The 24729-nt window shown below is 52.4% G+C and carries 24 protein-coding genes; 16 read left to right on the top strand and 8 right to left on the bottom strand.

Features of this window, described 5'->3' with window-relative positions; genetic code table 11:
• Positions 1 to 76 precede the first annotated feature (76 nt).
• The 7 genes from stfA (at position 77) to stfH (ending at position 6527) form a co-directional block, all read left to right on the top strand.
• Positions 77 to 637 (top strand): fimbrial major subunit StfA, encoded by a 561-nt coding sequence (gene stfA, locus OGX90_RS14820; protein ID WP_186413712.1) that lies wholly within the window; start codon positions 77 to 79, stop codon positions 635 to 637.
• Positions 638 to 720: 83 nt separating this feature from the next.
• Positions 721 to 3378 carry an outer membrane usher protein gene (locus OGX90_RS14815; RefSeq protein ID WP_286624153.1) on the top strand — a complete coding sequence of 886 codons (2658 nt, stop codon included), beginning with the start codon at positions 721 to 723 and terminating at the stop codon, positions 3376 to 3378.
• A 17-nt stretch (positions 3379 to 3395) separates the two neighbouring features.
• Positions 3396 to 4148 (top strand): fimbrial chaperone StfD, encoded by a 753-nt coding sequence (gene stfD / locus OGX90_RS14810; RefSeq protein WP_234096487.1) that lies wholly within the window; start codon positions 3396 to 3398, stop codon positions 4146 to 4148.
• Positions 4149 to 4166: 18 nt separating this feature from the next.
• Complete coding sequence (locus tag OGX90_RS14805) at positions 4167 to 4679, top strand: fimbrial protein (RefSeq protein ID WP_286624151.1); 513 nt, start codon at positions 4167 to 4169, stop codon at positions 4677 to 4679.
• The gene (stfF, locus tag OGX90_RS14800; protein ID WP_186413708.1) at positions 4676 to 5152 is read left to right on the top strand and encodes a fimbrial minor subunit StfF; all 477 of its coding nucleotides are present in this window, start codon (positions 4676 to 4678) and stop codon (positions 5150 to 5152) included. The genes OGX90_RS14805 and stfF overlap by 4 nt, the downstream gene beginning before the upstream one ends.
• Positions 5152 to 5682, top strand: coding sequence for a fimbrial protein (locus OGX90_RS14795; RefSeq protein WP_208744680.1), 531 nt, complete (start codon positions 5152 to 5154; stop codon positions 5680 to 5682). The genes stfF and OGX90_RS14795 overlap by 1 nt, the downstream gene beginning before the upstream one ends.
• Positions 5682 to 6527 (top strand): fimbrial adhesin StfH, encoded by an 846-nt coding sequence (stfH, locus tag OGX90_RS14790; protein WP_071446638.1) that lies wholly within the window; start codon positions 5682 to 5684, stop codon positions 6525 to 6527. Before OGX90_RS14795 ends, stfH begins: the two co-directional genes overlap by 1 nt.
• A gap of 101 nt (positions 6528 to 6628) precedes the next feature.
• Here the strand turns inward: stfH and hemL are convergent, their stop codons facing one another.
• Positions 6629 to 7909, bottom strand: coding sequence for a glutamate-1-semialdehyde 2,1-aminomutase (hemL, locus tag OGX90_RS14785; RefSeq protein ID WP_008786258.1), 1281 nt, complete (start codon positions 7907 to 7909; stop codon positions 6629 to 6631).
• A 168-nt stretch (positions 7910 to 8077) separates the two neighbouring features.
• On the opposite strand from hemL, the gene clcA reads away from it, so the two are divergent.
• The 3 genes from clcA to erpA are packed head-to-tail and all read left to right on the top strand — an operon-like array spanning position 8078 to position 9925.
• Positions 8078 to 9499, top strand: a complete 1422-nt coding sequence (clcA, locus tag OGX90_RS14780; protein ID WP_008786259.1) for a H(+)/Cl(-) exchange transporter ClcA — start codon at positions 8078 to 8080, stop codon at positions 9497 to 9499.
• 23 nt (positions 9500 to 9522) lie between these two features.
• Positions 9523 to 9588 (top strand): small protein YadW, encoded by a 66-nt coding sequence (gene yadW, locus OGX90_RS14775; RefSeq protein WP_122973801.1) that lies wholly within the window; start codon positions 9523 to 9525, stop codon positions 9586 to 9588.
• Positions 9581 to 9925 (top strand): iron-sulfur cluster insertion protein ErpA, encoded by a 345-nt coding sequence (erpA, locus tag OGX90_RS14770; RefSeq protein ID WP_008786260.1) that lies wholly within the window; start codon positions 9581 to 9583, stop codon positions 9923 to 9925. The genes yadW and erpA overlap by 8 nt, the downstream gene beginning before the upstream one ends.
• A gap of 119 nt (positions 9926 to 10044) precedes the next feature.
• Here erpA and OGX90_RS14765 read toward each other — a convergent pair whose 3' ends face one another.
• The 3 genes from OGX90_RS14765 to mtnN are packed head-to-tail and all read right to left on the bottom strand — an operon-like array spanning position 10045 to position 12197.
• Positions 10045 to 10668 carry a TRIC cation channel family protein gene (locus OGX90_RS14765; RefSeq protein ID WP_003829199.1) on the bottom strand — a complete coding sequence of 208 codons (624 nt, stop codon included), beginning with the start codon at positions 10666 to 10668 and terminating at the stop codon, positions 10045 to 10047.
• A gap of 37 nt (positions 10669 to 10705) precedes the next feature.
• On the bottom strand, positions 10706 to 11506 hold the full coding sequence (gene btuF / locus OGX90_RS14760; RefSeq protein WP_003829197.1) for a vitamin B12 ABC transporter substrate-binding protein BtuF: 801 nt from the start codon (positions 11504 to 11506) through the stop codon (positions 10706 to 10708).
• On the bottom strand, positions 11499 to 12197 hold the full coding sequence (gene mtnN, locus OGX90_RS14755; RefSeq protein WP_003829195.1) for a 5'-methylthioadenosine/S-adenosylhomocysteine nucleosidase: 699 nt from the start codon (positions 12195 to 12197) through the stop codon (positions 11499 to 11501). Before mtnN ends, btuF begins: the two co-directional genes overlap by 8 nt.
• Before the next feature lie 83 nt (positions 12198 to 12280).
• On the opposite strand from mtnN, the gene dgt reads away from it, so the two are divergent.
• The 3 genes from dgt to cdaR all read left to right on the top strand — a co-directional run bounded on the left by dgt (position 12281) and on the right by cdaR (position 16667).
• Entirely contained in the window at positions 12281 to 13798 is a 1518-nt protein-coding gene (dgt, locus tag OGX90_RS14750) for a dGTPase (protein WP_286624149.1), read from the top strand.
• A 129-nt stretch (positions 13799 to 13927) separates the two neighbouring features.
• Positions 13928 to 15361, top strand: a complete 1434-nt coding sequence (degP, locus tag OGX90_RS14745) for a serine endoprotease DegP (RefSeq protein ID WP_003829191.1) — start codon at positions 13928 to 13930, stop codon at positions 15359 to 15361.
• A gap of 148 nt (positions 15362 to 15509) precedes the next feature.
• The gene (gene cdaR / locus OGX90_RS14740) at positions 15510 to 16667 is read left to right on the top strand and encodes a DNA-binding transcriptional regulator CdaR (protein WP_003829189.1); all 1158 of its coding nucleotides are present in this window, start codon (positions 15510 to 15512) and stop codon (positions 16665 to 16667) included.
• Positions 16668 to 16754: 87 nt separating this feature from the next.
• On the opposite strand, the gene OGX90_RS14735 is transcribed toward cdaR, so the two are convergent.
• The 4 genes from OGX90_RS14735 to map all read right to left on the bottom strand — a co-directional run bounded on the left by OGX90_RS14735 (position 16755) and on the right by map (position 21687).
• Positions 16755 to 17141 carry a DUF3461 family protein gene (locus tag OGX90_RS14735; protein WP_005132126.1) on the bottom strand — a complete coding sequence of 129 codons (387 nt, stop codon included), beginning with the start codon at positions 17139 to 17141 and terminating at the stop codon, positions 16755 to 16757.
• 109 nt (positions 17142 to 17250) lie between these two features.
• Positions 17251 to 18075 carry a 2,3,4,5-tetrahydropyridine-2,6-dicarboxylate N-succinyltransferase gene (gene dapD / locus OGX90_RS14730; protein ID WP_003829186.1) on the bottom strand — a complete coding sequence of 275 codons (825 nt, stop codon included), beginning with the start codon at positions 18073 to 18075 and terminating at the stop codon, positions 17251 to 17253.
• 31 nt (positions 18076 to 18106) lie between these two features.
• Positions 18107 to 20779 (bottom strand): bifunctional uridylyltransferase/uridylyl-removing protein GlnD, encoded by a 2673-nt coding sequence (glnD, locus tag OGX90_RS14725; RefSeq protein ID WP_003829184.1) that lies wholly within the window; start codon positions 20777 to 20779, stop codon positions 18107 to 18109.
• 113 nt (positions 20780 to 20892) lie between these two features.
• A complete protein-coding gene (gene map / locus OGX90_RS14720) occupies positions 20893 to 21687 on the bottom strand; it encodes a type I methionyl aminopeptidase (RefSeq protein ID WP_003829182.1) in 795 nt (264 codons plus the stop codon).
• A 449-nt stretch (positions 21688 to 22136) separates the two neighbouring features.
• On the opposite strand from map, the gene rpsB reads away from it, so the two are divergent.
• The 3 genes from rpsB (at position 22137) to pyrH (ending at position 24721) form a co-directional block, all read left to right on the top strand.
• The gene (gene rpsB / locus OGX90_RS14715) at positions 22137 to 22862 is read left to right on the top strand and encodes a 30S ribosomal protein S2 (protein ID WP_003018553.1); all 726 of its coding nucleotides are present in this window, start codon (positions 22137 to 22139) and stop codon (positions 22860 to 22862) included.
• A gap of 136 nt (positions 22863 to 22998) precedes the next feature.
• The gene (tsf, locus tag OGX90_RS14710; RefSeq protein WP_003018551.1) at positions 22999 to 23850 is read left to right on the top strand and encodes a translation elongation factor Ts; all 852 of its coding nucleotides are present in this window, start codon (positions 22999 to 23001) and stop codon (positions 23848 to 23850) included.
• Between the two features lie 145 nt (positions 23851 to 23995).
• On the top strand, positions 23996 to 24721 hold the full coding sequence (gene pyrH / locus OGX90_RS14705) for a UMP kinase (protein WP_003018549.1): 726 nt from the start codon (positions 23996 to 23998) through the stop codon (positions 24719 to 24721).
• The last annotated feature ends 8 nt before the right edge of the window (positions 24722 to 24729 follow it).

Raw genomic sequence — 24729 nt, 5'->3', positions numbered from 1 at the left:
TATAAACATGGGGTGTTGAGTATAACTTCATGTGAATAGCGTAAAAATACTCACCAACTTTTAATAAGGATGAAAAATGAATACAGCTGTAAAAGCTGCGGTTACTGCCGCACTGGTTATGGGGGTTTCCAGCTTTGCCAATGCTGCGGGCAGTAATACTGGTACGGTTACTTTTACCGGTACGATTGAAGATTCTCCGTGTTCAATCGTTGTCGGTGATGAACACCAGACCGTCAACCTGGGTCATATCGGTACCGGTTCTCTGATGGGCGGTAAAGAATCTTCAAAAGTCGATTTCCATATTGGTCTGGAAAACTGCGCGTTCACCACTGAGAAAGAAGCATCTACCGTTTTCTCTGCGATCGGTAACGAATCCAGCGCTAATCCGGGCAATGTTGCGTTGATGCGTATCGGCGGCGGCGAAATGGCGGGTTCCAGCATTGTCATCGGTAACCACCTGGGTTCCGCGATCAAACTGGGCGACGCTTACAGCGAAAACTTGACGATGAATGGCAGCGTAGCCGCAGCGAAACAGACTTTGAACTTCAAAGCCTGGGTGAAAGGCGATTCAGCGGCACCTTCTATTGAGACCGGCGAATTTAGCAGTACTGTAAACTTCACGATCAGCTATCTGTAAGTGAAATGCCATCCTGCGGCAATCTGCCGCAGGATAATGATTAAAATAAAAATGGATTATATTTTTCAGGGATAGATTGTCTGATGGCTCACTATAAAAAATTTCGTCTGAGCACGCTTGCGTCTGTGGTGGGTATTATTCTGGCTGTTGGCCCGGATAATAGTTATGCGGAAGCGCCCATTCAATTTAATACCCGGTTTCTTGATGTTAAAGATGACGCTGGTTTGGATCTTTCCCGTTTTTCCCGTAAGGGCTACATTATGCCGGGGAGTTATAATCTCCAGGTGCTGGTCAATCAGAGTCAAATTGCCCAGGATAATATTATTACGTATTCCGTTGATAATGGCGATCCTGACAATACTTATCCCTGTTTATCACCTGAACTGGTGTCGCTGCTGGGGTTAAAACCCGAAATAGCGGAAAAAATGAGTTGGATAAATGCTGGGCAGTGTTTGCAAATGGGACAACTGGAAGGGATGGAAACCCAAACTGATTTAAGCCAGTCAACGCTGACGGTGATTATTCCGCAGGCGTATCTGGAATACAGCGATGAAGAGTGGGACCCGCCTTCCCGCTGGGACGAGGGGATACCCGGCGTGTTATTTGACTACAATATTAACAGCCAGTGGCGACATGCTGAACATGATGACGGCGATGAATATGACATCAGCGGCAATGGTACGGTGGGTGCCAACCTCGGCGCGTGGCGTCTGCGCGCGGACTGGCAGTCTAATTACCGTCACGAAAATGACAGCGAAGATAAAGACAACTTTGGCTCTAGCTCAGAACAGAATTGGGACTGGAACCGTTATTACGCCTACAGGGCTATCCCGCAACTTCAGGCGCAGCTAACGCTGGGCGAAGGATCGCTGGAATCCGATATTTTCGACGGCTTTAACTATGTTGGCGGTAGCCTTATTACCGACGATCAGATGTTACCGCCTAATCTGCGCGGCTACGCCCCGGATATATCCGGCGTGGCGCGCACCAACGCCAAAGTCACCGTGACTCAGCGCGGGCGGGTGATTTATGAGTCGCAGGTCCCGGCGGGGCCGTTTCGCATTCAGGATATTAATGAAACGGTATCCGGCGATCTACACGTCAAAATTGAAGAACAAAGCGGTCAGGTGCAGGAATATGATGTCAGCACCGCCTCCATTCCGTTTCTGACCCGCCCCGGCCAGGTGCGCTACAAGTTGGCAGCCGGGCGACCGCAGGACTGGGATCACAATATGGAAGGCGGCTTTTTCACTTCAGCCGAAACCTCCTGGGGGATCGCTAATGGCTGGTCGCTGTACGGCGGTGCCATTGGTGAGCAGGATTATCAGGCGCTGGCGTTAGGACTGGGGCGCGATCTGGCGCTGCTGGGCGCGTTTTCCGTCGATGTCACCCATTCCCGTGCGACGCTGCCAGAGGGTAGCGCCTACGGCGACGGCACCATTCAGGGTAACTCGTTCCGTGCCAGCTACGCTAAAGATTTTGATGATATAGACAGCCGTCTGACGTTTGCTGGCTATCGCTTTTCCGAAGAAAACTACATGACGATGGACGAGTTTATCGATACGCATAATGACGATAACGATCGTCAGCGAACCGGCCATGATAAAGAGATGTATACCCTGACGTACAGCCAGAACTTTTCGGCAATAAACGTCAACGCCTATATCAACTACACCCATCGTACCTACTGGAATCAACCCAACCAGGACAGCTATAACATGACGCTGTCGCACTATTTCTATGTCGGTGAGGTGCGCGGGATCAGTCTGTCGGTGAACGGTTTTCGCAATGAATATGATGATGAGCGAGATGACGGCGTGTACGTCTCGCTAAGTATTCCGTGGGGCAACAACCGCACACTGAGCTACAACGGCTCTTTTAGCGATGACAACAACATTAATCAGGTCGGCTATTACGAGCGCATTGACGATCGCAATAACTACCAGATCAACGCTGGCCGCGCGGATAACGGCGCGACTCTCGACGGCTACTACCGTCATCAAGCGAGCTATGCCGACATTGACGTCAGTGCGAACTATCAGGAAGGCGACTATACCTCCGGCGGGCTGAACATCCAGGGCGGCGCGACGCTGACTGCTAAAGGCGGGGCACTGCACCGCACCAGCGTCAACGGCGGCTCGCGGCTGATGGTGGATGTCGGCGATGAAGCGAACGTACCCATCTCCGGCTACAGCACGCCGGTATATACCAACGCGTTTGGTAAAGCTGTCATTGTCGACGTCAACGACTACTACCGCAATCAGGTGAAAATCGACATTACCCAGTTGCCGGAAGACGCGGAAGCAACCCTCTCCATTGCTCAGGCGACCCTGACGGAAGGGGCGATCGGTTATCGCCGCATGGAGGTGCTCAGCGGTAAAAAAGCCATGGCCAGTATCCGCCTGCTCGATGGCGGCACGCCGCCCTTCGGCGCGGAGGTTTACAACAGTCGCCAGCAACAGTTAGGGATCGTAGGTGAAGACGGCAGCGTTTATCTGATCGGCATTAACCCCAGCGAGCGGTTGCAGGTGACATGGGAAGGTAAAACGCAGTGTGAAGCGGCGTTGCCCGATCCTCTGCCGGGCGATCTGTTTAGCGGCCTGCTGCTGCCGTGCATCGGCGACGCTTCATCACCTATGGCAACGCAGCCCGAAGAGAAACCATTACTCCAGCTTCATACGCAGCGGCTGACGTTTTCAACGCAACCCGAAGCGCTCTCTTCTCGTTATCCAACACATTGATTCAGGAAATCGCATTCATGATGCCATTAAAACGTTATAACCAGGCCGCTGTTTTGCTGCTTTTGCTGGGCGGCTACGGTAGCGCTCAGGCCGCCATCGCGCCCGATCGCACCCGCCTGGTGTTTCGCGGCGAAGATAAATCGATAAGCGTCGATCTGAAAAACGCCAACAGCAAACTGCCCTATCTGGCGCAGTCCTGGGTGGAAGATGAGAAGGGCGCCAAAATCACATCGCCTTTAATCGTCGTCCCGCCGGTCCAGCGCATTGAGCCGTCGGGAATCGGACAGGTCAAAATTCAGGGGATGCCGGCACTGGCGTCGCTCCCCCAGGATCGGGAGACCCTTTTTTATTACAACGTGCGTGAAATTCCGCCGCAAAGCGACAAGCCCAATACGCTGCAAATTGCCCTGCAAACGCGCATCAAAGTTTTTTACCGCCCGCAGGCGCTATCGAAAATCGATATGCAGCATCCCTGGCAATACAAGATCACCCTTCAGCGTCAGGGCAATGGCTATCAGGTGAGCAATCCGACCGGTTACTACGTGGTGTTAAGCAACGCCAGCAGCCGCATGGACGGCGCACCGGCCAGAGGTTTTAGCCCAATGGTGATTGCACCAAAAAGCAACGTGACGCTGGGAGGGGAAGCCAGTGAATTAGGTCGCTCGCCTGTGCTGACTTACGTCAACGATTATGGCGCGCGGTTACCGCTGATTTTTAACTGTACTGACAACAGTTGTGCGGTAGATGAAGCAAAAAGCAGAAAGTCGTAACCGACAAGGAGACGCAAGATGAGGCAATGGCGGTTACGGCTGGGCACGGTAACGTGTGCGGCCATGCTGAGTGCGGTCAGTATGCCGCTGGCAGCGGAAAGTAAGACGGTCAACATGACGTTGAAGATACTCGTTAATGCCGCGCCGCCCTGTACTGTGACCGGCGGTGAGGTGGAATTTGGCAATGTGTTGACGACGAAAGTGGATGGGGTGAATTACCGGCAGGCGGTGGGCTATCGCCTGAGCTGTAACGGCAGAGTGAGCGATTACCTGAAGTTACAGATTCAGGGAAATGCTGTGGCTATCAATGGCGAGTCGGTGTTGCAAACCGATGTTGATGGATTGGGAATCCGTCTGCAAACCGCCACGGATGGCGCGCTGATTTCACCCGGCAATACGCAATGGTTGTCATTTCAATATAGCGGTGGCAGCAGTCCGGCCATTGAGGCAATTCCCGTCAAAAATAATGGCGTAACGTTAACAGGTGGCGCGTTTAACGCAGGCGCTACGCTGGTGGTGGATTACCAATGAAAAAAATGGCTTTGATAGTGTTAATAAGCAGCAGTTTTGCCGCGCAGTCGGCTGAGAACCTTAAGTTTCACGGTACGTTAATATCACCGCCGAATTGTACGATTAACAATGATCAGACGATCGATGTTGAGTTCGGTAACATGCTGATTAATAAAATAGATGGTACGCGTTATGCGCAGAATGTTCCGTATGAGATCACCTGTGATTCAACGGTGCGCGATGAGGCGATGGCGATGACCCTGACGCTAAGCGGTTCCGTGAGTGATTTTAATCAGGCGGCAGTAAACACCAGCGTGGCGGGACTGGGGATTGAACTCAGGCAGAACGACCAACCCTTTACGTTGGGGTCCACCATTAAGGTGAATGAACAATCGATACCTGTTCTGAAAGCCATACCGGTTAAAAAGAGCGGTGCTTCGCTGACAGAAGGCGGCTTCGATGCGACGGCAACATTACAGGTGGATTATCAGTAATGGCTAAAAGACAGGCGCTATTACACGGCGCGGCCTGCATTCTCTGTGGGGCGCTGATATTGCCGGTCTCAGCGGCAGATAACCTGCATTTTTCCGGTAGCCTGCTGGCCAGTCCTTGCACGCTCACGATGCAGGGGACGGGGATTGCCGAAGTCGATTTTTCGTCGCTTGACAGTTCTGATTTCACTCCCGATGGCCAGTCTGCTCGTAAGCCTTTAGTGTTTGAACTCACGGATTGCGATTCGGCGCTGAGTAACGGGGTGCAGGTGAATTTCACTGGAACCGAAGCGACCGGAATGCGCGGTATCCTGGCCATCGATAGCCATTCAGGCGCTTCCGGGATCGGGATTGGTATTGAAACGCTATCCGGCGTTCCCGTGGGCATGAACGATGAAGAGGGGGCGATATTCATGCTGGTGCCGGGGAATAACTCGCTAAGCCTGAATGCCTGGGTACAGCACCTTCCTGGCGAAGATCTGGTTCCGGGAACGTTCTTCGCAAGTGCACTGGTTACATTTGAGTATTTATGATGAAAATAATACGGACTTTATTTTTGCTGCTGATTGCCGTTTATGGCAGTTCGGTAGTGGCCAAACCCATGCTGAAAGCGACGTTTTCAAGTACCACGCTCTATTACGGCATAGGTCCTAGTTTAGCAGATAGATCGATTATACTGAATAGCACAGTGACCACGTCAGATGGTGTGTATTATGGTTCCTGGAAGTTCAGAGCATCAAGGAAAGGAGATACTGCGATCTTAATCTCATGGTCCGGACCAGAGCCCGCGCCAACAATAGTTATGCGGGATTTTGATAACACCGTTTCTCGCTCCCTTTGTAAAAATCTTCCTGCGGATTGGTATGGTTGTGGCTCTTTTATTGTGGATATTACGGTACAAAATGATAATTATAGTTGCCCGTGGCTGGCTGCCACTCATACAACTGCGACGGATCTTATTTATCCTGGCGTAACCTATAGTCCACCGGATACGCGCAGCTCAGTTTGCCCGAAAGTTCCCGTTGATACTTTTGATATCTCCTGGGATGCGAACGTTTCGAAACAGAAAACAACCCTCATGCTTGATGCCACCGGTGGTACGGTGAATCGCACGTTACATACCTATTTGATGGAGGGGGGGAAACTTTGCGATGGCAGCAAATTTGACGACCGTGGCGCTTATTGCCGTTTTGTCTCATCGGGGATTACGCTCAATGTGCTGGGCTGCGACCAGTCGAGCGTCACGACCAGCGCCGTTGATCATCCGATAACCGATGTTGAACTTCATGACATTAATGTGGCGGTGAACACCAGCAACATTGGCTCCGGGCAGTTCACGTCGACATGTAGCTTCCAGTATATTATTGATGAGCTTTAGGGTGTTTGGTGCGGTTCAGGCTAACCTGCGATGAACCAAAAAAAGCCGGGTGGCGGCTTCGCCTTACCCGGCCTACATTTCTGCTCTGCACGTCCTCTTTTTTACAACTTCGCAAACACCCGGCGCGCAGCGTCGATGGTGTTATTGATATCGTCTTCACTGTGCGCCACGGACATAAAGCCCGCTTCGAAAGCAGACGGCGCCAGATAAATTCCTTCATCCAGCATCATGTGGAAGAAGCGCTTGAAGCGTTCGACGTCGCATGCCATCACATCCTGATAGCAGGTTACGGTTTCTGCATCGGTGAAGAAAATCCCGAACATCCCGCCCACATGGTTAACCACCAGCGGAATATTCGCTTCTTCGGCAGCTTCCAACAGACCTTCCGCCAGACGCGTCGTCAGTTCGTTCAGCGTTTCATGAATACCCGGTTGGGCCACTTCGGTCAGACAGGCATAACCTGCCGCCATCGCGATCGGGTTACCGGAAAGCGTCCCCGCCTGGTAAACCGGACCGGTCGGCGCCAGTGCGTCCATCACATCACGACGGCCACCGAATGCGCCAACGGGCATTCCGCCACCGATAATTTTACCGAGGCAGGTCAGATCCGGAACAACGCCGTAATAATCCTGTGCTCCGGCCAGCGCTACGCGGAAACCGGTCATCACTTCATCGATGATCAACAGTGCGCCAAACTCATCGCACAGCGCACGCAGGCCCGGCAGGAATTCCGGCAGCGGTGGGATGCAGTTCATGTTGCCGGCAACCGGCTCAACGATGATGCACGCAATCTCCTGCGGATACTGTTCAAATGCCGCACGTACTGAAGCGAGATCGTTGTAGGTGCAGGTCAGAGTGTGTTTCGCGAAATCGGCCGGAACACCTGGGGAGTTCGGCTGGCCCAGCGTTAATGCGCCTGAACCAGCCTTAACCAGCAGGCAGTCGGCATGGCCGTGGTAGCAGCCTTCAAATTTGATGATTTTATCGCGACCGGTGAAACCGCGCGCCAGACGGATTGCGCTCATTGTCGCTTCCGTACCGGAGTTCACCATGCGCACCATGTCCATGGTCGGCACTAATTCGGTGACCAGCGCCGCCATTTTCACTTCCATCTCGGTCGGTGCACCGAAGCTTAAACCGCGCTCCGCAGCTTCAATCACCGCATTACGGATTGCCGGGTGGTTGTGACCCAGTACCATCGGTCCCCAGGAACCGACGTAATCGACATAGGCTTTACCATCGACATCGTACAGATACGCGCCGTCCGCTTTTTCGATAAACAGCGGAGTACCACCCACGCCAGTAAAGGCGCGAACGGGGGAGTTAACGCCGCCTGGGATAAGTTCGCGTGCTGCGCTGTAGAGATTTTCAGACTTACTCATGGATGGGGTCCTGGTTCGTAGAAAAAGTAAATGCCCGCTATTCTAGTTATTCAGAGAAGGTTATGAAAGTTTTACGCATTTGAAACAATGCGATTTGCAGGGGATTTTCGCGAAATGTGCGAGTAGAATGCCGATTCCGTATTTGTATTACCAATTAATGATCATCTGATGAAGACAGACACTCCCTCTTTTGAAGCACAGCAAATTGTGCGTTTACGCCGCAGGGATCAAATTCGTCGTCTCCTGGAACGAGACAAAACGCCGTTGGCGATCCTGTTGATGGCCGCAGTAGTGGGTACTGTGACAGGGCTTGTTGGCGTGGCATTTGAGAAAGCGGTGACCTGGGTGCAGAATCAGCGCATTGGCACGCTGGCTCAGGTTGCGGACCATGACATTCTGCTGTGGCCGCTGGCGTTTATTCTCTCGGCGTTGCTGGCGATGGTCGGCTATTTCCTGGTGCGTAAATTTGCGCCGGAAGCCGGTGGTTCGGGGATCCCTGAGATTGAAGGTGCGCTGGAAGAGCTGCGACCTGTGCGTTGGTGGCGTGTCCTGCCGGTGAAATTTATCGGCGGCATGGGCACGTTGGGTGCTGGCATGGTGCTTGGGCGTGAAGGTCCGACCGTGCAGATTGGCGGTAACCTCGGGCGCATGGTGCTGGATATTTTCCGCATGCGTAGCGCCGAAGCGCGGCATACCTTATTGGCTACCGGTGCGGCAGCGGGCCTTTCGGCGGCGTTTAACGCTCCGCTGGCGGGGATCCTGTTCATCATTGAAGAGATGCGCCCGCAGTTTCGCTATAACCTCGTGTCGATCAAAGCCGTGTTTACCGGCGTTATTATGTCGAGCATTGTGTTTCGTGTTTTCAACGGTGAAGCCCCGATAATTGAAGTCGGGAAACTGTCTAATGCGCCGGTGAATACGCTGTGGCTGTATCTCGTGCTCGGGCTTATTTTTGGCTGTGTCGGGCCATTGTTCAACACCATGGTGTTGCGCACCCAGGATATGTTCCAGCGCTTTCACGGCGGTGAAATTAAAAAATGGGTGCTGATGGGCGGCGCGATCGGCGGTCTGTGCGGTATCCTGGGATTAATTCAACCTGAAGCGGCAGGCGGTGGTTTTAATCTGATCCCGATTGCCGCAGCAGGCAATTTTAGCGTCGGTCTACTGCTGTTTATATTTATCACCCGGGTCGTCACCACGCTGCTGTGCTTCTCATCCGGCGCGCCCGGTGGGATCTTTGCCCCGATGCTGGCGTTGGGGACGTTGCTTGGTACGGCGTTCGGTATGGCTGCGGCGGCCTCTTTTCCGCAGTATCACCTGGAGGCCGGAACCTTTGCCATTGCCGGAATGGGGGCTTTGTTGGCTGCTTCGGTGCGTGCGCCGCTAACGGGTATTGTACTGGTGCTGGAGATGACCGATAACTATCAGCTCATTTTGCCAATGATTATTACCTGTCTTGGCGCAACACTATTAGCCCAATTTATGGGCGGAAAGCCGCTATACTCGACTATCCTGGCTCGTACGCTGGCAAAACAGGAAGCGGAGCAGGCGGCAAAAAGCCAGGGTACTGCCGCTGGCGAGAATACTTGAACGAAATACCAGGGTATTAGATAATGGCCCAAAATATTGGGTTGAAATTTACCCAATTGCCGATGTCGTTTGGAGCAAAATATGAGTGATGACGTAGCGCTGCCACTGCAATTTACTGAAGCAGCAGCCAATAAAGTTAAAAGCCTGATCGCTGACGAAGATAACCCGAATCTGAAATTACGCGTGTATATCACTGGCGGTGGTTGCAGCGGTTTCCAGTACGGTTTCACCTTTGATGATCAGGTCAATGAAGGTGATATGACCATCGAGAAACAAGGTGTTGGTCTGGTCGTTGATCCGATGAGTCTGCAATATCTGGTGGGCGGCGCGGTTGACTATACTGAAGGTCTGGAAGGTTCCCGCTTCGTTGTGACTAACCCGAATGCGAAAAGCACCTGCGGGTGTGGTTCTTCTTTCAGCATCTGATTGCTGTCTGTAATACTGATGGTCTGATGTTGTAGGCCCGGTAAGCGTAGCGCCACCGGGCAATGTGCCGGATAGCGGCGTAAACGCCTTATCCGGCCTACATGTTCTGTATCGTCATATCAACGCCCGTTATCATCCAGCGCAAACGTCGGCAATTTCAGATGCCAGCGAATGGCGGCAAGCCGAATCAGCAGCGTGACAATCATCCCCATCATACTGGCGTTTTCCAGTGAAACATCAAAGGTATAAAACGCTGTCGCATGCACGATCCCGCCGATAATACAGGCTGTGGCGTAGATCTCGGTGCGCAAAATCATCGGGACTTCACGAGCTAACACATCGCGAATGATCCCACCACCAACGCCGGTAATCACCCCCATACAAATCGCCACCAGCGGCCCTGTTCCTGCGAGAAATGCCTTGTTGACCCCAATACCCACGAACACAGCCAGACCAACGGCATCCAGCACCGGAAGGATCCATTTCGGTATGCGTCTTGGTTGACGTACCAACAGGATCGTCAGCATGCTGGTGATCATCGCCACCACCAGATCGGTCGGATCCTTAACCCAAAAAACCGGTCCATTATCCAGCGCCATATCGCGGATCGTACCACCACCAACGGCGGTAACCACGCCGAGTACCAGGACGCCAAACGGATCCATACGTAATTTTCCGGCCAGTAATACGCCAGAGATTGCAAATACCGCGGTGCCGACAATATCAAGCCAATAGACGAGCATTTTTAAATCCTCACAACAGACCTGGTGGGGGCAGGCGCTAATTTATCTGTGAAAGCGCATTACAGAGTTGTTTTGCGGCGAGGATAATACGCGGGCTCGCGCGTTCGAACCAGTCACTATTAAGTGTAATAATGGGTATTTTTAGCTGGTTTCCCCAGTATTGCTCAATTTTCAGAGTTTCACCCGGACCGCCTGTGGCAACAATAGCCTGGGGGGCTCGTGCCAGGACCTGCTCACGGCTAACCTGCGGCCAGGGAACCCGACTACCGGCAAAGATGTTTTCTCCGCCGCATACCTCAAGAACTTCGTGCTGAATAGAACCTTTTCCACTGGTAAACAGAGGATTGGCACCAAACTGGAGAAACACGCGTTTTTTCGGTTTGTTGGCATACTGAGATTTAAGTAAAGCATAGTCATCAAGCATGGTTTGCGCCGCCTGTTTAGCTTGTTCAGGCTTGGGGCTCCATGCCGCTAATTGGCGTAGCGCATCGGCAACCTGCTCAATGGTAACGGCGTCCACCCAGATGACCTTAATACCCAGAGAGGTTAGTTGATTCACCTGCCGCTCAGCATTTCCCCCGCGCCAGGCGACAACCAAATCAGGTTTCAGCGCCACAATACGTTCAAGATTCATCCCTTGCCAGGTTGAGACTTCCTCAATATTTTTGGCTTCTGGCGGGTAGTTTGAATAGCTGCTGACGCCAACGGGGGTAATGCCAGCGGCAAAAGCGAGTTCAGTATTGGCAGGAGAAAGCGTCACAACACGCGGCGCGGCGTAAAGGAACGCCGGGAGAGTGAAAAGCAGGGCGACCAGCGCCCTGGAGAGTAATTTAGCCATGCGCCAGTTTCTGTACCAGCGTTTCAACCATCAGGCTTGACTGCTTCGCGGCAACCACCAGGAATTCGTCAAAGCTGAGATGGGACTGCTGATCGGCAACGTCAGAGATAGCGCGAACCACGACAAATGGCACGTTAAAGTTGTGGCAAACGTGCGCAATTGCGGTCGCTTCCATCTCAACGGCAATCGCCTGTGGGAAGTTATGCTTAATTTTAGCCAGCCCCACGGAACCGTTAATGAATGCGTCGCCGCTGACGATAAGTCCGCGAACGGCGTTCAGATTGAGTTCGGCGATGCAAGACTCTGCGGCAGCAATCAACGCAGGATCGGCTTTAAAACCAGCCGGGCATCCCGGTAGCTGACCAAATTCATAGCCAAAGGCAGTGACGTCGGCGTCGTGATAGCGCGCTTCGTCAGAAACTACGATATCCCCGACTTTCAGCGTAGAGGCCAGGCCACCCGCAGAACCGGTATTAATGATGGCGTCCGGCTTGCAGCGTTCAAGCAGCAGCGTAGCGCCCAGTGCCGCAGCCACTTTACCGATACCCGATTTCAGCAGCGCAACCTCTGTACCGTTCAGTTGTCCGGTGTAAATTTCACAACCGCCGAGCGCGATGGTCTGACGGTTTTCGATTTTGTCACGCAGCAGCGTAACTTCTTCTTCCATTGCACCAATGATGCCGATTTTCATAGATTTACTCGCGATAAGCCAGATTTGAGGGCATAGTCTATCATGCGCTTAAGGGGTAGCGCATTTCTCAGGCGGGAGAGGACATGGCACAGATCGATTTCCGAAAAAAAATAAACTGGCATCGTCGTTACCGTTCGCCGCAGGGCGTGAAGACTGAGCATGAGATCCTGCGTATTTTCGAAAGCGATCGCGGACGTATTATCAATTCACCGGCCATTCGCCGACTGCAACAAAAAACGCAGGTCTTTCCGCTGGAGCGTAATGCGGCAGTACGCACGCGCTTGACGCACTCGATGGAAGTTCAGCAGGTTGGGCGCTATATCGCGAAAGAGATCCTCAGCCGACTGAAAGAACTAAAGCTGCTGGAGCTGTATGGCCTGGATGAACTGACAGGGCCATTTGAGAGTATTGTCGAAATGTCCTGCCTGATGCATGACATTGGTAATCCGCCGTTTGGCCATTTTGGGGAAGCGGCGATTAATGACTGGTTCCGCCAGCGGCTGTATCCCGCAGACGCAGAAAGTCAGCCCCTAAGTGATGACCGTTGCCAGGTGGCGGCATTACGGTTGCGTGAAGGCGAGGAGTCGCTGAATGATATTCGCCGTAAGGTACGCCAGGACCTGTGCCATTTTGAAGGCAATGCGCAGGGTATTCGCCTTGTGCATACGTTGATGCGTATGAACCTTACCTGGGCGCAGGTTGGCGGTATTTTAAAATATACCCGTCCAGCGTGGTGGCGCGGCAGTGCACCCGAAACACACAATTATTTAATGAAGAAGCCGGGTTATTACCTTTCTGAAGAACCGTATATTGAGCGGTTGCGTAAAGAATTATCATTAGCGCCTTACAGTCGCTTTCCATTAACCTGGATTATGGAAGCTGCCGATGATATCTCTTATTGCGTGGCGGATCTGGAAGATGCCGTTGAGAAAAGAATCTTTAGCGTCGAGCAACTTTATCACCACCTGTATGAGGCGTGGGGGCAGCATGAAAAAGGTTCCCTGTTTAGCCAGGTTGTTGAGAACGCCTGGGAGAAGTCACGTTCAAATACATTAAGCCGGAGTACCGAAGATCAGTTCTTTATGTATTTACGCGTCAATACGCTGAATAAACTGGTGCCATATGCGGCCCAGCGGTTTATTGATAATTTGCCGCAGATTTATGAAGGCAGCTTTAATCATGCGCTGCTAGAAGATGCAAGTAGCTTCAGCCAGTTACTGGGTGTTTATAAAAATGTGGCGGTAAAACATGTGTTTAGCCATCCGGATGTTGAACAACTGGAACTACAGGGCTATCGGGTGATCAGCGGGTTGCTGGAGATCTATCAGCCGTTATTAAAAATGTCTCAGTCAGATTTTTCTGAACTGGTCGACAATGAAAGAGTAAAACGTTTTCCTATCGAGTCCCGTTTATTTCAGAAGTTGTCTACCCGCCATCGTCTTGCGTATGTTGAGGCGGTTAGTAAAATATCGACGGGGTGCGCCGAGTATTCGGTTCTGGAATATTATTATCGCTGTCGGCTGATTCAGGATTATATCAGCGGAATGACAGATTTGTATGCCTGGGATGAATATCGTCGCTTGATGGCCGTAGAACAATAAATACTCATTTGTAAAGACGGACAATAAAATTTTACTTTTTCCTTAAACTTAATTCTGGAACTTAGCGCTATAAAACGACTCTGACGTATACAGCAATTTTGCGTTACCTGTTAATCGAGAACGAAACACATGAAAAAAACCACATTAGCAATGAGTGCACTGGCTCTGAGTTTAGGTTTGGCGTTGTCCCCCCTGTCTGCTACAGCGGCTGAGACGTCGTCTTCAGCAATGACCGCCCAACAGATGCCAAGCCTGGCCCCGATGCTCGAAAAAGTGATGCCATCGGTGGTAAGTATTAACGTCGAGGGGAGCACGACGGTAAATACGCCGCGCATGCCGCGTAATTTCCAGCAGTTCTTCGGTGATAATTCACCGTTCTGCCAGGACGGTTCTCCGTTCCAGAGTTCACCGTTCTGCCAGGGCGGCGCACCGGGCGCTGACAATGGCGGCGGCCAGCAGCAGAAATTTATGGCACTCGGTTCCGGCGTAATTATTGATGCCGCGAAAGGGTATGTCGTGACCAATAACCACGTGGTAGATAACGCCACGGTGATTAAAGTTCAGTTGAGCGATGGTCGTAAATTTGACGCGAAGATCGTGGGTAAAGATCCGCGCTCCGATATCGCGCTGATCCAAATTCAGGATCCGAAAAACCTGACGGCGATTAAGCTGGCAGATTCCGATGCGCTGCGAGTGGGTGATTACACCGTGGCAATTGGTAACCCGTTTGGCCTTGGTGAAACGGTGACTTCCGGTATTGTTTCTGCGCTGGGACGTAGTGGCCTGAACGCGGAGAACTACGAAAACTTTATTCAGACGGATGCTGCGATCAACCGGGGTAACTCCGGTGGTGCGCTGGTCAACCTGAACGGTGAGCTGATCGGTATTAACACCGCGATCCTCGCACCGGACGGCGGTAACATCGGTATCGGTTTTGCGATCCCAAGCAACATGGTGAAAAACCTGACCTCGCAGATGGTTGAGTTTGGCCAGGTTAAACGCGGTGAGCTGGGCATTATGGGTACCGAGCTGAGCTCTGAGCTGGCGAAAGCGATGAAAGTTGACGCCCAGCGTGGCGCATTCGTCAGCCAAGTGATGCCGAACTCTTCCGCAGCGAAAGCGGGGATTAAAGCCGGGGATGTGATTACCTCCCTGAACGGCAAACCTATCAGCAGCTTCGCCGCCCTGCGTGCGCAGGTCGGTACGATGCCGGTTGGCAGCAAAATCACCCTGGGTCTGTTGCGTGACGGTAAGCCGGTCACCGTGAACCTGGAATTGCAGCAGAGCAGCCAGACTCAGGTTGACTCCAGCTCTATCTTTAAAGGCATCGAAGGTGCCGATATGAGCAACAAAGGCCAGGACAAAGGTGTCGTGGTAAGCGACGTGAAACCGAATTCTCCGGCTGCACAGATTGGCCTGAAGAAAGGGGATGTGATTATCGGCGCGAACCAGCAGCCGGTGAAAAACATCGCTGAACTGCGCAAAATCCTCGACAGCAAACCGGCTGTACTGGCGCTGAACATTCAGCGCGGTGACAGCTCCATCTATCTGTTGATGCAGTAATCTCCCTCAACCCCTTCCTGCACAGGAAGGGGTTTCTTTTTGTGATACTTCCCACAACTCCATACTTCTCCCTTTCGCTTTGTGCATTTGCACAATGTCGCCGCTTATTATCTTCCCTATGCTTGAGCTCTGCTCACAGGAGGGGTTTATGGCTGGTTGGCATCTTGATACCAAAATGGCGCAGGATATCGTGGCGCGTACCATGCGCATCATTGATACCAATATCAACGTAATGGATGCCCGTGGGCGGATAATCGGCAGCGGCGATCGCGAACGTATTGGTGAATTGCACGAAGGCGCGCTGCTGGTGCTTTCGCAGGGTCGGGTGGTCGATATCGACGATGCGGTTGCACGTCACTTGCACGGTGTACGACAGGGGATAAACCTGCCTCTACGTCTGGAAGGCGAAATCGTTGGCGTTATCGGCCTTACCGGCGAGCCGGAGCATCTGCGCAAATACGGCGAGTTAGTATGTATGACCGCCGAAATGATGCTGGAACAGTCGCGCTTGATGCATCTGTTAGCGCAGGATAGCCGTCTGCGTGAAGAGCTGGTGATGAACCTGATTCAGGCGGAAGAGAATACGCCAGCGCTGATGGAATGGGCCCAGCGTTTAGGCATTGATTTGAACCAGCCACGCGTGGTGGCGGTGTTGGAGGTCGATAGTGGCCAGCTTGGCGTTGACAGTGCGATGGCGGAGTTACAGCAATTGCAGAATGCGTTGACCACGCCCGAACGTAATAATCTGATTGCGATTGTCTCTCTGACCGAGATGGTGGTGCTGAAACCGGCGCTCAATCAGTTTGGCCGCTGGGACGCTGAAGATCATCGTAAGCGGGTTGAGCAGCTTATTGCCCGCATGAAAGAGAACGGACAGCTGCGTTTTCGCGTGTCGCTGGGCAACTATTTTACCGGGCCTGGTAGCATTGCCCGTTCGTATCGTACGGCGCGCACCACCATGATGGTCGGTAAACAGCGGATGCCGGAAAGCCGTAGCTATTTCTATCAGGATTTGATGTTGCCAGTGCTGCTGGACAGCCTGCGCGGTGGCTGGCAGGCCAATGAACTGGCGCGTCCGTTGGTGAGGCTGAAAGCGATGGATAACAATGGGTTGCTGCGTCGGACATTGGCGGCATGGTTTCGTCATAACGTCCAGCCGCTGGCCACCTCAAAGGCACTGTTTATTCACCGCAATACGCTGGAATATCGCCTGAATCGTATTTCAGAACTGACCGGGCTGGATCTGGGGAATTTTGACGACAGACTGCTGCTGTATGTGGCGTTACAACTGGATGAACAGCATTGATTAATTGCCTGATGGCGCTACGCTTATCAGGCAAAATGCCGGGTGGCGGCTTCGCCTTACCCGGCTTACGAATACATTCACGCGCGGTTATTTACGCGTCAGTTTTTCCAGATCGGCTTCAATTTCGCTGATCTTGTTGGTCACGACGCTTTCGAGATGACGTAAATCATCAAGGATCTTGCGTTTAAGATCGACTTCGCTGCGATCGCGCTGGCAGATCTGATCCAGTTCATCGATCACATAGCGCAGGTTGGGACTGATCTCCTGCACTTCTTTGTAACCCTGGCCGATGCCATCAGCTACCACCGTTTTGCGCTGACGGGGATATTTGAACTTCACGCTCTTGGCAAAAAACTCGCCTTTATCCTTTTGGAAATAGATTTTCAGGATATCGTTGTTGGCTTCTTGCCGCAGGCTGTAACGATCGATCTCTTCAGGATTAGTAATGCCCAGACTTTTCAGATTGTCATACATAGCGGTACCCTTAAGCTCACTATAACCATTGAATAATTAACGAAAAGCCTTGTTTATGCCACTCGCAGATGTAAAAAAAGCGGGCTAAGCCCGCTTTTTCAAATCGCTGTTAGTCGATAGTGCGCAACAGTTCGTTGATTCCCACTTTGCCACGCGTTTTGGCATCGACTTTCTTCACAATCACCGCGCAGTACAGGCTGTATTTACCATCTTTCGACGGCAGGTTGCCGGAGACGACCACGGAGCCTGCCGGAACGCGACCGTAATGCACTTCGCCAGTTTCGCGATCGTAAATACGGGTGCTCTGACCGATGTACACGCCCATGGAGATAACAGAACCTTCTTCGACGATCACGCCTTCAACCACTTCAGAGCGTGCGCCGATGAAGCAGTTGTCTTCGATGATGGTTGGGTTAGCCTGCAACGGCTCCAGTACGCCGCCGATGCCAACGCCGCCGGACAGGTGTACGTTTTTACCGATTTGCGCACAGGAACCGACTGTCGCCCAGGTATCAACCATCGTACCTTCATCAACATAAGCGCCGATGTTTACGTAAGATGGCATCAGCACGGTGTTACGGGCGATAAACGCACCCTGACGCACGGCCGCAGGCGGAACCACGCGGAAACCTTCCTTCTGGAAGCGCGCTTCGTCGTAGTTGGCGAATTTCATCGGTACTTTATCGAAGTAACGGCTTTCCGCACCTTCGATGACCTGATTATCGTTAATACGGAAAGAGAGCAGGACCGCCTTTTTCAGCCACTGATGTGTGACCCACTGACCCTCAATCTTCTCTGCGACGCGCAGTGCACCGGAATCCAGTAAAGAAATAACCTGATTCACCGCTTCGCGGGTTACGGTATCTACATTTGCCGGAGTAATGTCGGCACGGCGCTCGAAAGCGGACTCAATAACGTTCTGTAACTGCTGCATTGTTAAACTCTTTCCATAATAAATAAAAACATCACCCTTTATCGTTTGGATTGAGGGCCTCTGTCAACCGTTGATGCACTTCCTGCTGCAGCTCATTATTAAGGGCGCGCCGGTCGGCGGTGGCGATTATGAATAAATCTTCTACTCGCTCGCCAATGGTTGTAATTCGGGCGCCATGCAGCGAAATTCCCAGATCGGCAAAAATCTGCCCGACCCGCGCCAGCAGGCCGGGCTGGTCGAGAGCGATAAGCTCCAGGAATGATTTTCGGTCGGTATGGGTCGGCAAAAAGGTAACTTCAGTATCGACGGTAAAGTGGCGTAATTTTGCCGGTTGGCGACGCGGTTGCGGTGGCTGCCAACTGCGCTGCGTGATGGCCTGTTCCAGTCCAAAACGGATCGCTTCATGTCGGTCTGAAGACAGCGGGCTGCCGTCCGGTTCCAGCACGATGAACGTATCCATCGCCATCCCATCGCGGGTAGTGAAAATCTGCGCATCGTGGACGCTAAGATTACGCCTGTCCAGTTCAGCGCAGACGGCGGCAAACAGGTAAGGGCGGTCAGGGCTCCAGATGAAAATTTCTGTCCCGCCGCGCGTGGCCTGTGGGCTGAGCAGGATCAGCGGCTTGCTGAGATCGTGTTGCAGCAGATGGCGCGCATGCCAGGCCAGCTGATTTGGGCTGTGACGCACGAAGTAGTTGGCGCGACAGCGTGACCAGATGTGGTGCAACGCTTCTTCATCAATGTTGTCCATTCGCAGTAGCGCCAATGCCTGAAGCTGATGGTGGCGTACGCGCTCGCGCATATCCGGCGTATTTTGCATGCCACGACGGAGTTGTTTTTCCGTTGCGAAGTACAGCTCGCGTAGCAGGCTTTGCTTCCAGCTATTCCACAGCGTTTCGTTGGTGGCGCAAATATCCGCGACGGTCAGACACACCAAAAAGCGCAGACGGTGTTCCGTTTGTACCTCTTCGGCGAATTGCTTAATTACTTCGGGATCCTGAATATCGCGGCGCTGAGCGGTCACCGACATCAGCAAATGCTGGCGCACCAGCCACACGATCAACTGCGTTTCGCGGGAATTCAGGCCGTGCAGTTCGGCGAACTTGAGCACGTCCTGAGCGCCGAGCACCGAGTGATCGCCGCCGCGACCTTTGGCGATATCGTGGAACAGCGCGGCAATCAGAATCAACTCCGGCTGTCGCAGACGCGGCCATAGATCCACACACAGCGGATGGCGCTGACGGGTCTCTTCGTTAGCAAAACTTTCCAGCTTGAGCATTACGCGGATGGTGTGTTCATCCACCGTATAGGCATGAAACAGGTCAAACTGCATTTGGCCGACTATATGCGACCATTGCGGCATATAGGCCCACAACACGCTATGGCGATGCATCGGCAGCAGACCGCGGCTCACCGCACCCGGATGGCGTAACATACTGAGAAACAGCGATCGCGCTTCCGGGATGTAGCACAGCGGCTGCGTTAAATGACGGCGGGCATGACGCAAATGGCGCAGCGTGGTGGAGTAAATCCCGCTGATCGCGCTGTTACGCACCATGATGTAAAACATCCGCAGTATCGCTTCTGGTTTGCGGATAAACAGATCGTCGTTGCGCAGATCGATCAACGTGCCGCGCAGTTGGAAGTCGTCATCAATCGGGCGCGGTTTTTCATCGGCGGGCATGGCGAGGATCGCCTCGTCGAACAGTTGCAACAGCATGTGATTCAGTTCGCTGACCCGTCGGGTGACGCGGAAATAGTCTTTCATCATCCGCTCGATAGGCTCGTTGCCTTCGCCGCCGTAGTTTAGCCTTTGCGCCACGCTGAGCTGGCGGTCAAACAGCAGGCGGTTGTCGTAACGACTAACGACCAGATGCAGGGCGAAGCGAATCCGCCACAGGATATGCAAACATTCATTCAGCTCGGCGCGTTCAGCCAGTGTCAAAAAGCCGAAGCCGACCATTTCGTCCAGTGAGGTGGCGCCAAAATGGCGACGCGCCACCCATTGCAGGGTATGGATATCGCGCAGGCCGCCGGGACTGCTTTTGATGTCCGGCTCCAGGTTGTAGCTGGTGCCGTGATAGCGCTGGTGGCGCTGATTCTGCTCTTCCACTTTAGCGGCGTAAAACTTGTCGGAAGGCCAGAAACCTTCGCTAAAAATATGCTTTTGCAGCTCCAGAAACAGCGCCACATCGCCGATCAGCAAGCGTGTTTCAATCAGGTTGGTGGCGACGGTTAAATCTGACAATCCTTCCAGCAGACACTCTTCCAGCGTACGCACGCTATGCCCAACCTCCAGCCTCACGTCCCATAGCAGCGTTAACAGCTCACCGACTTTCTCGGCCTGCGCATCAGGCAGCTTTTTACGACTCAGGATCAGCAGGTCAATATCGGAAAGCGGGTGCAATTCGCCTCGTCCGTAGCCACCAACGGCAACCAGCGCCAGATCGGCTATTTGCCCGAACCCAGCTTCTATCCACAAACGCTGTAGCAGTTGGTCAATAAATTCGGTGCGGGCCTCAATGAGCTGTTCTGCGGAAATTCCACTGTCAAACGCTTCGCCTAACCAGTTCTGGAAGGTGTCGATATGCGCTTTAATGCCGGAGCAGTTGAGATCTTGCTGTGGCCATGTCCCTGGGTTTTGCGGTTGGCCAGGCAGGGTGGGGAGGGCAGTATTTGCGTGCTGTTCAGGAAGAGTATTCATTATGCGCCACCCATTAAAAAGCCGGATGATGGCGTGAACGCCTTATCCGGCCTACTAAGTAGTACAATTTGTAGGCCTGATAAGATGCGAATGCATCGCCATCAGGCAAAACATTATTCGCCGTGTGTGATGATCGCCGGGATGGTGTCATCCTTGCGTAACGTCAGAATTTCACAGCCGTTTTCCGTCACTACAATAGTATGCTCGTACTGTGCAGACAAGCTCCGGTCTTTGGTTTTCACCGTCCAGCCGTCTTTCATGGTGCGGATGCGGTAATCACCGGCATTCAGCATCGGTTCTATGGTGAACGTCATGCCCGGCTGCAGTACCACACCACCGTCGTCTGCATCGTAGTGCAGAACCTGTGGCTCTTCATGGAAGCCGCGACCGATACCGTGACCGCAGTATTCACGAACAACAGAGAAACCTTCGCCTTCCGCGTATTTCTGAATCGCAGCGCCCAGCGTGCGCAGGCGAATGCCCGGTTTTACCATTCGCAGCGCCAGGTACAGGCTTTCCTGTGTGACGCGGCACAGACGCTCGCCCAGAATAGTAGGTTTGCCGACGATAAACATCTTGGAGGTATCGCCGTGGTACTCGTCTTTAATCACGGTTACGTCGATGTTGACGATGTCGCCGTCTTTCAGAAGTTTGGCGTCGTCCGGGATCCCGTGGCACACGACTTCATTAATAGAGATACATACGGATTTCGGATAGCCGTGATAGCCCAGGCAGGCGGAAATAGCCTGCTGCTCATTCACGATGTAGTCATTACAGAGGCGATCCAGCTCGCCGGTGCTGACGCCCGGTTTAACAAACGGCGCGATCATTTCCAGTACATCAGCGGCCAGGCGGCCAGCGACGCGCATTTTTTCGATTTCTTCAGGGGTCTTGATTGAGATAGCCATAAATTCTGTCCATCAGTGCCGATGATATCGGCAATAATTGTTTAAGTGCTGCCAATGGTATCAGTCTGGGGTGTACCCTGCCAAATTGAGAATCATTCTGAACTTCGCCTTTCGTGCCACAGATGCGTTGGCTACATTTTTTCACCCCAGTCACTTACTGGTTGTAAGCTCCCGGGGATTCAAAAATTTGCCGCCTTCCTGTAACACGAAATTCATCGTTCATTCAGCACAGACCGCCAACAATTATTGGTGTCGGTGGCGTATTTGTGGTATAAAGCGCGCCGGACTTCCGATCCATTCGAAGACTACACACGATGGACGGGAGCGACAAATCTCACTTTGTGTAACAACACACACGTATCGGCACATATTCCGGGGTGCCCTTTGGGGTCGGTAATATGGGATGCGTGGAGGCTTAACCCCAACTTTTATATATAGAGGTTTTAATCATGGCAACTGTTTCCATGCGCGACATGCTCAAGGCTGGTGTTCACTTCGGTCACCAGACCCGTTACTGGAACCCGAAAATGAAGCCGTTCATCTTCGGTGCGCGTAACAAAGTTCACATCATCAACCTTGAGAAAACTGTACCGATGTTCAACGAAGCTCTGGCTGAACTGAACAAGATCTCTGCTCGTAAAGGTAAAATCCTTTTCGTTGGTACTAAACGCGCTGCAAGCGAAGCGGTGAAAGAAGCTGCTAACAGCTGCGACCAGTTCTTCGTGAACCATCGCTGGCTGGGCGGTATGCTGACTAACTGGAAAACCGTTCGTCAGTCCATCAAACGTCTGAAAGATCTGGAAACTCAGTCTCAGGACGGTACTTTCGAAAAGCTGACCAAGAAAGAAGCGCTGATGCGTACTCGTGAGCTTGAGAAACTGGAAAACAGCCTGGGCGGTATCAAAGACATGGGCGGTCTGCCGGACGCTCTGTTCGTAATCGATGCTGACCACGAGCACATTGCTATCAAAGAAGCAAACAACCTGGGTATCCCAGTATTTGCTATCGTTGATACCAACTCTGATCCGGACGGTGTTGACTTCGTTATCCCGGGTAACGACGACGCAATCCGTGCTGTGACCCTGTACCTGGGCGCTGTAGCTACTACCGTTCGTGAAGGCCGTTCTCAGGATCTGGCTTCCCAGGCGGAAGAAAGCTTCGTAGAAGCTGAATAATAAGGCACGCTCGTTAGAGCCCTTATAGACCAGGTAGTATCACGTTTGGTTAGGGGGCCTGTATATGGCCCCCTTTTTCACTTTTAAATCTGTGCGGTTTCATGCCGGGCAGATCAAATCTTCCGAGGATTTTAGAATGGCTGAAATTACCGCATCCCTGGTAAAAGAGCTGCGTGAGCGTACTGGCGCAGGCATGATGGATTGCAAAAAAGCACTGACTGAAGCTAATGGCGACATCGAGCTGGCAATCGAAAACATGCGTAAGTCCGGTGCAATCAAAGCGGCGAAAAAAGCAGGCAACGTTGCTGCTGACGGCGTAATCAAAACCAAAATCGACGGCAACATCGCTTTCATTCTGGAAGTTAACTGCCAGACTGACTTCGTTGCTAAAGATGCTGGTTTCCAGGCATTTGCTGACAAAGTACTGGACGCTGCCGTTGCTGGCAAAATCACTGATGTTGAAGTTCTGAAAGCACAGTTCGAAGAAGAACGTGTTGCTCTGGTTGCTAAAATCGGTGAGAACATCAACATCCGTCGCGTTGCTTCCCTGGAAGGCGAAGTTCTGGGTAACTACCAGCACGGTGCTCGTATCGGTGTTCTGGTTGCTGCAACTGGCGCTGACGAAGAACTGGTTAAACAGCTGGCAATGCACGTTGCTGCAAGCAAACCAGAATTCGTTAAGCCGGAAGACGTTTCCGCTGAAGTGGTAGAAAAAGAATACCAGGTTCAGCTGGACATCGCTATGCAGTCTGGCAAGCCGAAAGAAATCGCAGAGAAAATGGTTGAAGGCCGCATGAAGAAATTCACCGGCGAAGTTTCTCTGACCGGTCAGCCTTTCGTCATGGAACCGAGCAAATCTGTTGGTCAGCTGCTGAAAGAGCATAACGCTGACGTAACTGGTTTCATCCGCTTTGAAGTGGGTGAAGGCATCGAGAAAGTTGAGACTGACTTTGCAGCAGAAGTTGCTGCGATGTCCAAGCAGTCTTAATTTTTAAAGGAGCCGCCTGAGGGCGGCTTCTTTTTGTGTCTGGCTTGTAAATTCAGCGAACCGCTATAGTGGTCATGCTGAAAAGCGACATACAATGTCGCCGGAATTAACTCATCTCATTCGTTGACAGTCTCAGGAAAGAAACATGGCTACCAATGCAAAACCCGTCTACAAACGTATTCTGCTTAAGTTAAGTGGCGAAGCTCTGCAAGGTTCAGAAGGCTTCGGTATTGATGCAAGCATCCTCGACCGCATGGCTCAGGAAATCAAAGAGCTGGTTGAGCTGGGTATTCAGGTTGGCGTAGTGATTGGTGGTGGTAACCTGTTCCGTGGCGCTGGTCTGGCGAAAGCGGGGATGAACCGCGTTGTGGGCGACCACATGGGCATGTTAGCCACCGTAATGAACGGTCTGGCGATGCGCGATGCGCTTCACCGCGCCTATGTGAACGCTCGCTTGATGTCCGCAATTCCTCTGAACGGCGTGTGTGATAACTACAGCTGGGCCGAAGCTATCAGCCTGCTGCGTAACAACCGCGTTGTTATTTTGTCTGCGGGTACCGGCAATCCGTTCTTCACCACCGATTCTGCAGCCTGCCTGCGCGGTATTGAAATTGAAGCGGATGTGGTTCTGAAAGCCACCAAAGTCGATGGCGTATTTACTGCCGACCCGGCTAAAGATCCAACGGCGACCATGTACGAACAGTTGACCTACACTGAAGTACTGGATAAAGAGCTGAAAGTAATGGATCTTGCCGCGTTCACGCTGGCTCGTGACCACAAATTACCGATTCGTGTCTTTAACATGAACAAACCAGGTGCACTGCGCCGTGTTGTTATGGGTGAAAAAGAAGGCACGTTAATCACGGAATAATTCCCGTT

Origin of the sequence: Citrobacter sp. Cpo012 (genome assembly GCF_030333015.1) — a bacterium.
Lineage (GTDB): Bacteria > Pseudomonadota > Gammaproteobacteria > Enterobacterales > Enterobacteriaceae > Citrobacter > Citrobacter portucalensis.
The sequence above is the reverse complement of the archived record's forward strand: the minus strand, read 5'-3'. Positions and strand labels throughout refer to the sequence as shown.

Bases quoted from the DNA above. Each gene is read 5' to 3' on its own strand.
- stfA (WP_186413712.1), top strand. From the start codon at position 77: ATGAATACAGCTGTAAAAGCTGCGGTTACTGCCGCACTGGTTATGGGG.
- OGX90_RS14815 (WP_286624153.1), top strand. From the start codon at position 721: ATGGCTCACTATAAAAAATTTCGTCTGAGCACGCTTGCGTCTGTGGTG.
- stfD (WP_234096487.1), top strand. From the start codon at position 3,396: ATGATGCCATTAAAACGTTATAACCAGGCCGCTGTTTTGCTGCTTTTG.
- OGX90_RS14805 (WP_286624151.1), top strand. From the start codon at position 4,167: ATGAGGCAATGGCGGTTACGGCTGGGCACGGTAACGTGTGCGGCCATG.
- stfF (WP_186413708.1), top strand. From the start codon at position 4,676: ATGAAAAAAATGGCTTTGATAGTGTTAATAAGCAGCAGTTTTGCCGCG.
- OGX90_RS14795 (WP_208744680.1), top strand. From the start codon at position 5,152: ATGGCTAAAAGACAGGCGCTATTACACGGCGCGGCCTGCATTCTCTGT.
- stfH (WP_071446638.1), top strand. From the start codon at position 5,682: ATGAAAATAATACGGACTTTATTTTTGCTGCTGATTGCCGTTTATGGC.
- hemL (WP_008786258.1), bottom strand. From the start codon at position 7,909: ATGAGTAAGTCTGAAAATCTCTACAGCGCAGCACGCGAACTTATCCCA.
- clcA (WP_008786259.1), top strand. From the start codon at position 8,078: ATGAAGACAGACACTCCCTCTTTTGAAGCACAGCAAATTGTGCGTTTA.
- erpA (WP_008786260.1), top strand. From the start codon at position 9,581: ATGAGTGATGACGTAGCGCTGCCACTGCAATTTACTGAAGCAGCAGCC.
- OGX90_RS14765 (WP_003829199.1), bottom strand. From the start codon at position 10,668: ATGCTCGTCTATTGGCTTGATATTGTCGGCACCGCGGTATTTGCAATC.
- btuF (WP_003829197.1), bottom strand. From the start codon at position 11,506: ATGGCTAAATTACTCTCCAGGGCGCTGGTCGCCCTGCTTTTCACTCTC.
- mtnN (WP_003829195.1), bottom strand. From the start codon at position 12,197: ATGAAAATCGGCATCATTGGTGCAATGGAAGAAGAAGTTACGCTGCTG.
- dgt (WP_286624149.1), top strand. From the start codon at position 12,281: ATGGCACAGATCGATTTCCGAAAAAAAATAAACTGGCATCGTCGTTAC.
- degP (WP_003829191.1), top strand. From the start codon at position 13,928: ATGAAAAAAACCACATTAGCAATGAGTGCACTGGCTCTGAGTTTAGGT.
- cdaR (WP_003829189.1), top strand. From the start codon at position 15,510: ATGGCTGGTTGGCATCTTGATACCAAAATGGCGCAGGATATCGTGGCG.
- OGX90_RS14735 (WP_005132126.1), bottom strand. From the start codon at position 17,141: ATGTATGACAATCTGAAAAGTCTGGGCATTACTAATCCTGAAGAGATC.
- dapD (WP_003829186.1), bottom strand. From the start codon at position 18,075: ATGCAGCAGTTACAGAACGTTATTGAGTCCGCTTTCGAGCGCCGTGCC.
- glnD (WP_003829184.1), bottom strand. From the start codon at position 20,779: ATGAATACTCTTCCTGAACAGCACGCAAATACTGCCCTCCCCACCCTG.
- map (WP_003829182.1), bottom strand. From the start codon at position 21,687: ATGGCTATCTCAATCAAGACCCCTGAAGAAATCGAAAAAATGCGCGTC.
- rpsB (WP_003018553.1), top strand. From the start codon at position 22,137: ATGGCAACTGTTTCCATGCGCGACATGCTCAAGGCTGGTGTTCACTTC.
- tsf (WP_003018551.1), top strand. From the start codon at position 22,999: ATGGCTGAAATTACCGCATCCCTGGTAAAAGAGCTGCGTGAGCGTACT.
- pyrH (WP_003018549.1), top strand. From the start codon at position 23,996: ATGGCTACCAATGCAAAACCCGTCTACAAACGTATTCTGCTTAAGTTA.